This window comes from Vibrio sp. 1641, assembly GCF_033339995.1.
In the GTDB taxonomy this organism is placed as follows: domain Bacteria; phylum Pseudomonadota; class Gammaproteobacteria; order Enterobacterales; family Vibrionaceae; genus Vibrio; species Vibrio alginolyticus.
In genome coordinates, this window is record NZ_JAWOVP010000006.1 from 127,453 (window position 1) to 140,212 (window position 12,760).

Annotated in this window: 9 protein-coding genes; 6 read left to right on the forward strand and 3 right to left on the reverse strand. The window is 43.5% G+C overall.

The features are described 5' to 3' along the window. The first annotated feature begins 25 nt into the window (after positions 1–25). Complete coding sequence (gene lpxC / locus R7Z47_RS14535) at positions 26–943, forward strand: UDP-3-O-acyl-N-acetylglucosamine deacetylase (protein ID WP_005381871.1); 918 nt, start codon at positions 26–28, stop codon at positions 941–943. A 113-nt stretch (positions 944–1,056) separates the two neighbouring features. On the opposite strand, the gene R7Z47_RS14540 is transcribed toward lpxC, so the two are convergent. Then, complete coding sequence (locus R7Z47_RS14540; protein ID WP_005381869.1) at positions 1,057–1,515, reverse strand: DUF721 domain-containing protein; 459 nt, start codon at positions 1,513–1,515, stop codon at positions 1,057–1,059. Between the two features lie 407 nt (positions 1,516–1,922). Between R7Z47_RS14540 and secA the strand changes: the two genes are divergently transcribed. From secA to carB, 5 genes are all read left to right on the forward strand, one after another. Continuing rightward, positions 1,923–4,652 carry a preprotein translocase subunit SecA gene (gene secA / locus R7Z47_RS14545; RefSeq protein WP_005381868.1) on the forward strand — a complete coding sequence of 910 codons (2,730 nt, stop codon included), beginning with the start codon at positions 1,923–1,925 and terminating at the stop codon, positions 4,650–4,652. A 155-nt stretch (positions 4,653–4,807) separates the two neighbouring features. After that, a complete protein-coding gene (mutT, locus tag R7Z47_RS14550; protein ID WP_005387387.1) occupies positions 4,808–5,206 on the forward strand; it encodes an 8-oxo-dGTP diphosphatase MutT in 399 nt (132 codons plus the stop codon). Between the two features lie 110 nt (positions 5,207–5,316). Then, positions 5,317–6,126 (forward strand): 4-hydroxy-tetrahydrodipicolinate reductase, encoded by an 810-nt coding sequence (gene dapB, locus R7Z47_RS14555; protein WP_005381860.1) that lies wholly within the window; start codon positions 5,317–5,319, stop codon positions 6,124–6,126. Between the two features lie 481 nt (positions 6,127–6,607). Then, positions 6,608–7,747 (forward strand): glutamine-hydrolyzing carbamoyl-phosphate synthase small subunit, encoded by a 1,140-nt coding sequence (gene carA, locus R7Z47_RS14560; RefSeq protein WP_017821483.1) that lies wholly within the window; start codon positions 6,608–6,610, stop codon positions 7,745–7,747. Between the two features lie 16 nt (positions 7,748–7,763). After that, positions 7,764–10,997 carry a carbamoyl-phosphate synthase large subunit gene (gene carB, locus R7Z47_RS14565; RefSeq protein WP_005381854.1) on the forward strand — a complete coding sequence of 1,078 codons (3,234 nt, stop codon included), beginning with the start codon at positions 7,764–7,766 and terminating at the stop codon, positions 10,995–10,997. 323 nt (positions 10,998–11,320) lie between these two features. On the opposite strand, the gene R7Z47_RS14570 is transcribed toward carB, so the two are convergent. Both R7Z47_RS14570 and R7Z47_RS14575 read right to left on the reverse strand, forming a co-directional pair. After that, entirely contained in the window at positions 11,321–11,746 is a 426-nt protein-coding gene (locus tag R7Z47_RS14570; protein ID WP_017633621.1) for a hypothetical protein, read from the reverse strand. After that, positions 11,743–12,612, reverse strand: a complete 870-nt coding sequence (locus R7Z47_RS14575) for a hypothetical protein (protein WP_017633622.1) — start codon at positions 12,610–12,612, stop codon at positions 11,743–11,745. Before R7Z47_RS14575 ends, R7Z47_RS14570 begins: the two co-directional genes overlap by 4 nt. Positions 12,613–12,760 lie beyond the last annotated feature (148 nt).

Below are 12,760 nucleotides of genomic sequence, written 5' to 3' on the forward strand. Positions count from 1 at the left end.
TAGCAAATTTTTGAGAGGCAAGCAGATGATCAGACAACGTACTCTGAAAGAAATAGTGAAAACAACTGGTGTGGGTCTCCACTCTGGTCGTAAAGTCACACTTACTCTGCGCCCGGCTGCTGCAAATACAGGTATCATTTACCGTCGTACAGATGTAAATCCACCTGTAGATTTTCCAGCTGATCCAGCTTCGGTTCGTGACACCATGCTTTGTACTGCATTGGTAAACGATGAAGGTGTGCGTATTTCAACTGTTGAGCACTTGAATGCGGCACTTGCTGGTATGGGCATCGATAACATTGTTGTCGAAGTAGACGCACCTGAAATTCCGATCATGGATGGTAGTGCAAGCCCATTTGTATACTTGCTACAACAAGCAGGTATCGAAACGCAAAATGCGCCAAAACGCTTCATCCGCATCAAAAAGCCAGTTCGTTTTGAAGATGGTGATAAATGGGCAGAATTTGTACCATTTAACGGCTTCCGTATGGACTTCGAAATTGAGTTTAATCACCCAGCGATTGAATCAGACGAGCAACGTTTGCTGTTTGATTTCTCGTCAAAAGGTTTTGTTCGTGAGATTTCTCGAGCACGTACTTTTGGCTTTATGCGTGATATCGAATATCTACAATCTCAAAACCTAGTTTTGGGTGGTAGTTTTGATAATGCTATCGTTTTGGATGATTACCGTATTCTTAATGAGGAAGGTCTACGCTTTGAAAATGAGTTTGTGACTCACAAAGTGTTGGATGCGATTGGTGACCTTTACATGTGTGGCCATCCAATCATTGGTGAATTCCGTGCCTTTAAATCTGGCCACGGTTTAAATAACCAACTGTTACGTGCTGTTCTTGCAGATCAGGAAGCGTGGGAGTGGACTACATTCGAAGAAGAAGTCGGCTCACCAGTAGCATTCGCAGAACCAAATATGGTGCTTGCGTAAATACTTGGCATTAGAATTAATAAAAAACCAGGTTTATGCCTGGTTTTTTGCTATTTGGCTTTAATCTTCGACTTATCAATAACATTCAAGCTTTCAGCATATTGAAATAACGTTCACTTACGATCTTCCTTTTCTGCCATATCGGCTAATCGTTTTAAACGCTCTTGAATTTTAGGTGGCGCCATGTCGGCAATCGTCATTAATGACTTTGCTGCAGATTCTGTTAGTGGTGGACGCTTAGGTCTGTCGTCTTGTTGAAAGCGGTTTCTATATAGTGAAGGATTGATCCTCACTTCAACGCTCATCAGCTTGGCAAAGCCTTGAGTACGAAGTTTATTTAGGATCATGAGGCGATCGTAATCGATCTTCATTTTGATCGCGGCACTGGAGACATCGATCAATAGATGGCCGTTACGAACATTCGCTACTCGGCAATGATCGGCCGTCCCCATGGGTAAGACCTCTTGCAAAGCTTGGTTAAGCTGTAAGATTTCTCCAGCATGTTCTTGAATCTGCTTGAACTGTGACTCAGCAATAACATCTTCAGTCGAGGTTGGACGGTGATCACGCATAGGTAAAATCTAATTTTGTTGAGATATAGCTATTCTAGAGCAGCTTTCTATCAAGGTATAGTTTACATTAACGTCTTTAGCTTCAGTTTTACAATGTAGCAAGGTAAAAAGCAAAGTTTGCTCTGGATGGATTACACATATTGCGGTATGCAATATCGGCTAATCAGTCACCACTTTAAGTAAAAACTTCAGAGTGCTTCAAACAAATACGTCTATTTATGGTTGTATCGATTAAAAATCCTTACACTAAGCCACATTGTTTCAAAACTTAGCCTTGAAATATGGATGTTTGAACTCAATATCTTTGATAAATGATTTATCTCAGTATTCTTAGTTCCAAACTGGCAGAGACTGAAGGCATTATGAGTAGATCGGGAACGGTCTGAATAAAGAGAGATTCACGAAAAATGATAACTAAGCTACTGACAAAAGTGATTGGCAGTCGCAACGACCGAACACTGCGCCGCCTTAGAAAAATTGTAAAAGAAATTAATAACTTTGAGCCAACATTCGAAGCTCTAAGTGACGAAGAGTTAAAAGCAAAGACGGTTGAATTCCGTGAGCGTCTAGAGAAGGGTGAAACTCTTGATAAACTACTTCCAGAAGCTTTTGCTACGGTTCGTGAAGCATCTAAGCGTGTCTACGGTATGCGCCACTTCGACGTCCAGCTTATCGGTGGTATGGTTCTAAATGCGGGTCAAATCGCTGAAATGCGTACGGGTGAAGGTAAAACGCTGACGGCAACGCTCCCTGCTTACCTAAATGCCCTAGCTGGTAAAGGCGTTCATATTGTAACAGTGAACGATTATCTAGCTAAACGTGATGCAGAGACAAACCGCCCTCTATTTGAATTTTTAGGTATGACTGTTGGCGTAAACGTGCCAAACATGCCTCCTCAAGAGAAAAAAGAAGCGTACCAAGCTGACATCTTGTACGGAACGAACAATGAATTTGGTTTTGACTACCTTCGTGACAATATGGCTTTCCGTAGCGAAGATCGCGTACAACGTGAACGCTTCTTTGCAGTTGTCGATGAGGTGGACTCAATCCTAATTGATGAAGCTCGTACCCCTTTAATCATTTCTGGTCCTGCTGAAGATAGCTCTGAGCTATACACCCGAATCAACCTTTTGATCCCGCATCTTAAAAAGCAAGACAAAGAAGACTCTGAAGAATATCGTGGTGATGGTCACTACACTGTTGATGAGAAATCAAAGCAAGTATACCTCACAGAAACGGGCCAAGAGTACGTTGAAGAACTGTTGGTGAAAAATGGTCTTATGGAAGAGGGTGACACACTTTACTCTCCGACTAACATCAGCATGTTACATCACGTGAATGCCGCTTTGCGTGCTCATGTGTTGTTTGAGCGCAACGTTGATTACATCGTTACTGACGAAGGTGAAGTAGTAATTGTTGATGAACATACTGGTCGTACAATGCCAGGTCGTCGTTGGTCTGAAGGTCTTCACCAAGCAGTAGAAGCGAAAGAAGGCGTTAAGATTCAAAACGAAAACCAAACTTTGGCTTCGATTACCTTCCAGAACTACTTCCGCTTATACGAAAAACTGTCTGGTATGACAGGTACTGCGGATACTGAAGCGTTTGAGTTCCAATCTATTTATGGCTTGGAAACGGTGGTTATCCCAACCAACAAACCAATGATTCGTAACGATATGCCGGATGTGGTGTACCGTACCGAAGCTGAGAAGTTTGCTGCAATCATTGAAGATATCAAAGAGCGCGTTGCGAAAGGTCAGCCAACATTGGTTGGTACCGTATCGATTGAAAAATCAGAACTTCTTTCTAACGCATTGAAGAAAGCGAAGATCAAACACAACGTATTGAATGCGAAATTCCATGAGAAGGAAGCGGAAATTGTTGCTGAAGCGGGTATGCCTGGTGCGGTAACTATCGCGACCAACATGGCCGGTCGTGGTACGGATATTGTGCTTGGCGGTAGTTGGCAATCAAAAGTGGAAGCTTTGGAGAACCCAACTCAAGAACAAATCGATGCGATTAAAGCAGAGTGGAAAGTGGTACATGATCAAGTACTAGATGCTGGTGGTCTACACATCATTGGTACTGAGCGCCACGAATCTCGCCGTATTGATAACCAGCTACGTGGTCGTTCTGGTCGTCAAGGTGATGCGGGTTCATCGCGCTTCTACCTATCTATGGAAGACTCTTTGTTACGTATTTTCACTTCTGATCGTATGGCGAGCCTTATTCAAAGTGGTATGGAAGAAGGTGAAGCTATTGAATCGAAAATGCTTTCTCGCTCAATTGAAAAAGCACAGCGCAAAGTGGAAGGTCGTAACTTTGATATCCGTAAGCAGCTACTAGAATACGATGATGTGGCGAACGATCAGCGTAAGGTTGTCTACGAGCTGCGCGACGAATTGATGAACGTTGAAGACATCAGCGGTATGATCGAGCAAAACCGTGAAGATGTGCTAACCGCGGTTATTGATGAGTACATCCCGCCACAATCACTAGAAGATATGTGGGACGTTGAAGGTCTGCAAGAGCGCTTGAAAGCAGACTTCGATCTTGATGCGCCAGTGAAGCAATGGCTTGAAGAAGACGATAAGCTTTACGAAGAGGCGCTACGCGAGAAGATCATCAATCTAGCCGTTGAAGTGTACAAAGAGAAAGAGGAAGTGGTGGGTGCCCAAGTGCTTCGTAACTTCGAGAAATCGGTTATGCTTCAAACTCTGGATACGCTTTGGAAAGAGCACTTGGCAGCAATGGATCACTTGCGTCAGGGTATTCACTTACGCGGCTATGCGCAGAAGAACCCGAAACAGGAATACAAGCGTGAATCGTTTGAACTGTTTGAAGGTCTACTAGAAGCGCTGAAAACTGATGTGATTACTGTTCTATCTCGCGTTCGAGTTCAGCAACAAGAAGAAGTTGAACGTATGGAAGAGCAACGTCGTGCGCAAGCTGAAGAGGCCGCTCGTCGTGCTCAAGCGCAACACGCAGCAGCACAAAACCCTCTTTCTGAAGGTGAAGAATCTGAAGAAGGTTCAAGTCAGCCAATGGTACGTGATGAACGTAAAGTAGGTCGCAATGAGCCTTGCCCTTGTGGTAGTGGTAAGAAGTATAAACAGTGCCACGGCAAAATCGACTAACGTATTAGTCAGATAATTTTTTAAAGAGTCGCCTAGGCGGCTCTTTTTTTAAGCAAATTCTGTGGCTGTCGAATTTCATAAGTTTTGATAGCATCGGATAGTTTTAGAGATGCAAAGACCGTTGAAGTGTAACGGCTTGAGAGTTAGGAACCCCTATGAAAAGAATTCACATAGTCGCGGCTATTATTTTTAACCAAGACAAATCAAAAATTTTTATTACAAAGCGTCCAGACGACAAGCATAAAGGCGGGTTTTGGGAGTTTCCCGGTGGGAAAGTCGAGTCAGGAGAAAGTATTGAACATGCTCTAGCAAGAGAACTTGAAGAAGAAGTAGGAATTGAAGTTACTGAGCAAGCCCTTTTCGAGCATTTGGAATATGACTATCCAGACAAATCACTTAAGTTTGATTTTATTACGGTATCTAAGTTCAGTAATGAGCCTTACGGCCGAGAAGGTCAAGAAGGTCGCTGGGTTGAGATAAGAGAATTGGGTAACTATGCCTTTCCTGAAGCGAACGTGCCTATCTTGGAGCGTGTCGTAAAAGAGTTCGCTTAAGCCTGATGAACTTGCTTGTGGTAACCACGGTATGTTGTTAGTTTAAACAGATTAAGCGAAACGAGAGAACGAGAGCAAACCTCGTTATCCAGAGAAGGAGAGAAAGCGCAATGGTTCGTATTGCAATCGCAGGAGCAGCAGGCCGAATGGGCCGTAATTTGGTTAAAGCTTCACACCTTAACCCAGAGGCGACAGTGAGCGCGGGATCAGAACGACCTGAGTCCTCACTTGTCGGTGTCGATATCGGTGAACTTTGTGGTGAAGGCAAATTCGATGTGTTCTTAACGGATGATCTTGCTAAAGACGTCGATAATTTTGATGTAATCATCGATTTTACTGCCCCAGTAAGTACGTTGGCGAATCTTGAACTGTGTAAGAAGCATGGAAAGAGTATTGTGATTGGGACGACTGGTTTCAGTGATGCAGAGCGTGAACTGATTGACGAAGCCGCTAAGCAAGTGCCTGTTGTCATGGCTCCTAACTACTCTGTTGGTGTGAACCTAGTATTTAAACTTCTTGAGAAAGCAGCCAAAGTGATGGGCGACTACTGTGATGTTGAGATTGTCGAAGCACATCATCGTCATAAAGTTGATGCTCCTTCTGGTACCGCTATCGGGATGGGCGAAGCCATTGCTGGTGCGATGGGCAACAAGCTGAATGATGTAGCTGTCTATGCGCGAGAAGGTATCACAGGTGAACGTACTAAAGATGAGATCGGCTTTGCTACAATTCGCGCTGGCGATATCGTCGGTGAGCACACAGCCATGTTTGCTGATATCGGGGAACGAGTGGAGATAACGCACAAAGCGACCGATCGTATGACGTTTGCTAATGGCGCCGTCAAGGCCGCTGTTTGGTTGAGTGCCAAACCAGCGGGCTTTTATACCATGACAGATGTTTTGGGATTGAATGAACTCTAAATACATAATTATTCGCCGGCGGTAGCCGGCTTTTTTATATCTATAGAATTATTTGTAAATGAAATGATTCTAACAGAAAGTATTTTGGTGCTTACTTTTGTTGTTGTTTTGGTTGTTTTGTGGGTATTTTTGGTTTTGATGTCTAAAAAATAATGTCTTTTTTGTCGAGTGAACGTTTGCGTGAAAAACTCATACTTTTTTGTGATCTCTAAAAAGTTCAAATTTGTAAAATTCATTAAACCTCTATGCCTCTCTATGTAATAGCATGTAAAAGTTATCTTTTTGGGCCTTACTGATTCAAAATGACCTTACTCGCTAGAAATTAATCATTTATTTTTGATTGTAGGTTGACAGGTTTCGAGTCCAACTTTAGAATACCGCCAATTTGTCTGAAATACCTATTTATGTAGATTTTATAGGTAAAGGAAGGCATGTTTGCAGTTTGATTTATTTTTTTTGCATTTTTATTCTGGAGGTTGTCTTGGGTAAATTAGCACTGTTGGTCCTAGAAGATGGGACAGTGTTCCGCGGAGTGTCCATAGGGGCAGATGGTCTTTCCGTTGGTGAAGTCGTTTTTAATACCTCGATGACGGGGTATCAAGAAATCCTCACTGATCCTTCCTATTCTCAGCAAATCGTCACTCTCACTTATCCTCACATTGGCAATACCGGAACCACTTCCGAAGATGAAGAATCCTCTTCCATTCATGCACAAGGCCTTGTGATTCGCGATCTTCCTCTAATCGCTTCTAACTTCCGTAACGAACAATCCCTCTCTGATTATCTTAAGTCGCAAAATATCGTTGGCATCGCTGATATCGATACTCGTAAGCTCACTCGTATCCTGCGTGAAAAAGGTGCTCAAAACGGCTGTATTGTTGCGGGCAACAACCTAGACGAAGCTTTGGCACTAGCGAAAGCAAAAGAATTCCCAGGCTTAAAAGGAATGGACCTTGCGAAAGAAGTTACAACAAAAGAAGCGTATCAATGGAAGCAAGGTTCGTGGACGCTTGAAGGTGGACTTCCAGAGGCGAAAGATGATAGCGAGCTGCCATACCACGTTGTCGCTTACGACTTCGGCGCAAAACGCAACATCTTACGAATGTTGGTTGACCGCGGCTGCCGCTTAACGGTTGTACCTGCAGAAACGTCAGCGGAAGAAGTTCTGGCACTAAATCCAGATGGCGTATTCTTATCGAACGGCCCTGGTGACCCAGAACCATGTACTTACGCGATTGAAGCAACCAAAGTGTTCCTAGAAAAAGGCCTGCCAATTTTTGGTATTTGTCTAGGTCACCAAATTCTGGCGCTAGCATCAGGTGCGCAAACGGTGAAAATGAAGTTTGGTCACCACGGTGCAAACCACCCAGTAAAAGATTTAGAGCGTAACGTTGTGATGATCACTTCGCAAAACCACGGCTTTGCGGCAGATGAAGCAACATTACCGGAAAACTTACGTGCTACTCACGTATCGCTATTTGATGGCTCTTTGCAAGGTATCCACCGCACAGACAAGCCAGCATTTAGCTTCCAAGGTCACCCAGAAGCGAGCCCTGGTCCACATGACGCGGCACCGCTATTTGACCACTTTATCGAACTAATCAAAAAACACAGCGCTTAATTCGGAGTAGTAGATAATGCCAAAACGTACTGACATTCAAAGTATTCTAATTCTTGGTGCTGGTCCGATTGTTATCGGTCAGGCATGTGAGTTTGACTACTCTGGCGCACAAGCGTGTAAAGCTCTTCGCGAAGAAGGCTACCGAGTTATCCTGGTTAACTCTAACCCAGCAACCATCATGACTGACCCAGAGATGGCAGATGCGACTTACATCGAGCCGATTCAGTGGGAAGTTGTACGCAAGATCATCGAGAAAGAACGTCCTGATGCAGTTCTGCCAACTATGGGTGGTCAGACAGCACTTAACTGTGCGTTAGATTTAGAGAAGCACGGCGTTCTCGCAGAGTTTGGCGTAGAGATGATTGGTGCAACGGCTGATGCAATCGACAAAGCGGAAGACCGTTCTCGTTTTGATAAAGCGATGAAGTCTATCGGCCTTGAGTGTCCTCGCGCAGATACAGCGAAGAGCATGGAAGAAGCTTACAAAGTTTTAGATATGGTTGGCTTCCCTTGTATCATTCGTCCATCGTTCACCATGGGTGGCACTGGTGGTGGTATCGCGTACAACAAAGAAGAGTTCGAAGAAATCTGTCGTCGCGGTCTGGACTTATCTCCGACCAACGAACTTCTTATCGATGAGTCACTAATCGGTTGGAAAGAGTACGAAATGGAAGTCGTTCGTGACAAAGCGGACAACTGTATCATCGTATGTTCAATCGAGAACTTTGACCCAATGGGCATCCATACGGGCGACTCAATCACGGTTGCTCCAGCACAAACACTGACTGACAAAGAATACCAGCTTATGCGTAATGCATCGCTAGCTGTTCTGCGTGAAATCGGTGTTGAAACAGGTGGTTCAAACGTACAGTTTGGTATCAACCCGAAAGATGGTCGTATGGTCATCATCGAGATGAACCCGCGTGTATCTCGCTCTTCTGCGCTAGCATCAAAAGCAACAGGCTTCCCAATTGCGAAAATTGCCGCGAAACTGGCTGTTGGCTTTACGCTAGACGAACTACAAAACGACATCACAGGTGGTGCAACACCCGCGTCATTTGAACCAACTATCGACTACGTCGTAACTAAGATCCCTCGCTTTAACTTCGAGAAATTTGCTGGTGCAAACGATCGTCTGACAACTCAGATGAAATCGGTTGGTGAGGTAATGGCGATTGGTCGTAACCAACAAGAATCTCTTCATAAAGCACTGCGTGGCCTAGAAGTTGGCGCAACTGGTTTTGATGAGATGGTCGATCTGGAAGCGCCAGATGCACTGACTAAGATTCGTCACGAACTTAAAGAAGCAGGTGCAGAGCGTATCTGGTACATCGCCGATGCATTCCGAGCGGGTATGTCAGTCGACGGTGTGTTCAACTTGACTCAAATCGACCGCTGGTTCCTGGTTCAAATCGAAGAAATTGTAAAACTCGAAGAACAAGTCAAGGCGGGCGGCTACGCAGGTTTGACCAAAGAAGTGCTTCGTCAGATGAAACGCAAAGGCTTCTCTGATGCTCGCTTGTCTAAATTGCTTGGTGTCGCTGAAAGTGAAATTCGCCGTGCTCGTGAGCAGTTTGATATTCATCCGGTTTACAAACGTGTGGATACATGTGCAGCAGAGTTTTCTTCTGACACGGCTTACATGTACTCATCTTACGATGAAGAATGTGAAGCAAACCCAACAGACAAAGATAAGATCATGGTTCTTGGTGGCGGTCCAAACCGTATCGGCCAAGGTATCGAATTCGATTACTGTTGTGTCCATGCATCACTTGCGCTGCGTGAAGACGGTTACGAAACCATTATGGTTAACTGTAACCCAGAAACGGTATCTACTGACTACGATACGTCTGATCGTCTGTACTTCGAGCCAGTAACTCTGGAAGATGTACTGTCTATCGCTCGCGTTGAAAAACCAAAAGGTGTGATTGTTCAGTACGGTGGTCAAACGCCACTTAAACTGGCTCGTGCTCTAGAAGCGGCTGGTGTGCCAATCATTGGTACTAGCCCAGATGCTATCGACCGTGCGGAAGACCGTGAACGCTTCCAAGCCGCTGTTGACCGTTTAGGTCTACTTCAGCCAGAAAACGCGACAGTAACAACGATGGAGCAAGCGGTTGAGAAATCGAAAGAAATTGGCTTCCCATTAGTTGTTCGTCCATCTTATGTACTCGGTGGTCGTGCGATGGAAATCGTGTACGACGAGCAAGACCTGCGTCGCTACTTCAACGAAGCAGTAAGCGTATCGAACGAGTCTCCAGTTCTGCTAGACCGTTTCTTGGATGATGCAACCGAAGTTGATATTGATGCTATCTGTGACGGTGAACGCGTCGTTATCGGCGGTATCATGGAGCACATCGAACAAGCGGGTGTTCACTCTGGTGACTCTGCATGTTCACTGCCTGCATACACGCTAAGTCAGGAAATTCAAGACAAGATGCGTGAGCAAGTTGAGAAGTTAGCATTCGAACTCGGTGTGCGCGGTTTGATGAACACGCAGTTTGCTGTGAAAGATAACGACGTTTATCTAATTGAAGTGAACCCTCGTGCTGCTCGTACGGTACCATTCGTATCGAAAGCGACAGGCGCTCCTCTAGCGAAAATCGCTGCACGTGTAATGGCGGGTCAATCTCTAGAGTCACAAGGCTTTACTAAAGAGATTATCCCTCCTTACTACTCAGTGAAAGAAGTGGTTCTGCCGTTCAACAAATTCCCTGGTGTTGACCCTCTATTGGGCCCTGAAATGCGCTCAACAGGTGAAGTAATGGGTGTGGGTGCAACGTTCGCAGAAGCTTACGCGAAAGCAGAGCTAGGTTGTGGTGCGGTTTATCCTGAAGGTGGTCGTGCGCTACTGTCTGTACGTGAAGGTGATAAAGAGCGTGTTGTTGACCTAGCTTCTAAGTTAGTGAAACTGGGTTACCAGTTGGATGCGACACACGGTACAGCTGTAATTCTGGGCGAAGCGGGTATTAACCCACGTTTGGTAAACAAAGTACACGAAGGTCGTCCACACATTCTTGACCGCATCAAGAACAACGAATACACCTACATCGTAAACACGGCTGCTGGTCGTCAAGCGATTGAAGATTCGAAAGTTCTACGCCGTGGTGCACTGGCAGAAAAAGTGAACTACACAACGACACTGAATGCAGCGTTCGCTACATGTATGTCTCATACTGCAGACGCAAAAGCGTCAGTAACTTCGGTTCAAGAGTTACACGCTAAAGTGAAAGCGAGTCTAGACGCGTAACAGATAAAAATCAGTAAGCTCGTTAATCAGGGCTTACATGACAACCTCATTGCCCGCTCATTTGAGCGGGCTTTTTTATATCGAGGTTTTTCTAAAATAAAGAGCATTAAAGTGTGCTAGGAACGATTGGTATGCTTCGCTTTTGAAGATCATTAAGCTAATGATGGCAAGCAATGTGTCCAAAGATGAAGCAATAGAACTACCACTTGCTGCAACAAAATTAATGCTGTAGGACTGAGGTATTAAGCCGACCATAACTCTTTAAGCAGATAGGTAATTAGAAAAAGTTAAAATAAGCAGTGTCGAGCTTAAAGACATACTAACTATGGAGTGCTTCGATATGTTCTTTTTTCTAAGACTAAGTTATAAGTTGATTCTTCAGTATCAAGAGAGTATCCGTTACTTTTTGCAAAAACATCTGCTGCTAGTAGCGAGGGATAAAGAAGAAAAAAACTAGTTACCGATATAGTTAGGAATATCTTACTAGAGCTTTTAAACTCACTTTTAGTTAGGAAATTATTTGATTTTAATGTTTTTACGGACATTCTAGAGCATTCAAATAAGATCAAACTAGAGCCTATAATCAAAATATCAGCCTGATCAAAAGATGAATAACTTTCATTATTATAGATGTTAAGATAAAAGTCTGACAATCCATCAAAACCATATATTAACAGTGATATTGCTGATGCTAATAAAATTATTAAATAAAAAAACACTTGCGTTCGGTCGTAACTCCCTTTTTTCATCGTAACAAACCTCGCTGTATTTCTTGCGAGAAAATCATGCTTTGAGTTTTACGTTGAATCTCATTATATTCTTCTTTTGCTCTTCTCTTTGCTTCTATATCTCTTTGCTTTAAGTAAATATCTATAGAGGCTATTAACTTCTGTGTTAAACCTCGTTTATCATTTTCTCTATTCAATAAAAGACCTACAGCCGAGCTTATCAAAATAGCCCCTAATAATGGGCCAGCACTTAAAGTTACAACACTGCCACCCACTGCTGCGGCAAAGTTTACAAATATAGCTGCTGCAGCTGACGATAACCCGATAGTGATTATATCACTAGCTAAAGTACCAAATAGTTTGGCTAAGGTTTGACGGTCATTGAGGAAAAAGTCAATCACTCTGTATGTGGATATTAAGATAATTGTTATTATGCCCCCACTTCTAATGGATTGTAATGCCCCTTCTGGTCCAACAGCGAACTTTGCCACAGTTGGAGTGGGAAGAAATTTTCCTAATCCAGAAAGCTTTGAGTGCATAGCAGGGGAGCCTGTGAGTATGATATGTGGAGCTCCAGAATAATTTTTAACGATAACAGAGCTATTATTTCCGTACAAATAGTTTGATAAGTTGGTTATAAAAACTAAGTCCTGTCCTGTAGCATAATAGTTTGCTGTATTTTCAAACATTCCCTTTATCTTTTCCCAACGTTCTAATTTCGCTTTATCTTTTACATTGTTCTTGACAACGATATCGAAGCTCTCGATAGATAAGATAATGGTTTCTTGATTTCGATGTTGATGATTTGATTTATAAAGTGGGTAGGTGCTTATACTACCACTATTTTTTGAGGATTGATGTCGTGATAAAGGGTAGTTGCTAGTCATGTATTTTCCTCAGATATCGGGCCTTGAGCGCTGACAATGTAAACTCTACATGCTGAACAGATCTTTCATATTCGTCTAGTTTTATATTTAAAGGTAAGCGTTTGATCTCATTATCAGGAATAGATTTGTGACAGTGATTCAATTCTTT

Excerpts from the sequence above, each read along its gene's own strand:
- lpxC (WP_005381871.1), top strand. The coding sequence starts at position 26 with ATGATCAGACAACGTACTCTGAAAGAAATAGTGAAAACAACTGGTGTG.
- R7Z47_RS14575 (WP_017633622.1), bottom strand. The coding sequence starts at position 12,612 with ATGACTAGCAACTACCCTTTATCACGACATCAATCCTCAAAAAATAGT.
- mutT (WP_005387387.1), top strand. The coding sequence starts at position 4,808 with ATGAAAAGAATTCACATAGTCGCGGCTATTATTTTTAACCAAGACAAA.
- dapB (WP_005381860.1), top strand. The coding sequence starts at position 5,317 with ATGGTTCGTATTGCAATCGCAGGAGCAGCAGGCCGAATGGGCCGTAAT.
- R7Z47_RS14540 (WP_005381869.1), bottom strand. The coding sequence starts at position 1,515 with ATGCGTGATCACCGTCCAACCTCGACTGAAGATGTTATTGCTGAGTCA.
- carB (WP_005381854.1), top strand. The coding sequence starts at position 7,764 with ATGCCAAAACGTACTGACATTCAAAGTATTCTAATTCTTGGTGCTGGT.
- R7Z47_RS14570 (WP_017633621.1), bottom strand. The coding sequence starts at position 11,746 with ATGAAAAAAGGGAGTTACGACCGAACGCAAGTGTTTTTTTATTTAATA.
- secA (WP_005381868.1), top strand. The coding sequence starts at position 1,923 with ATGATAACTAAGCTACTGACAAAAGTGATTGGCAGTCGCAACGACCGA.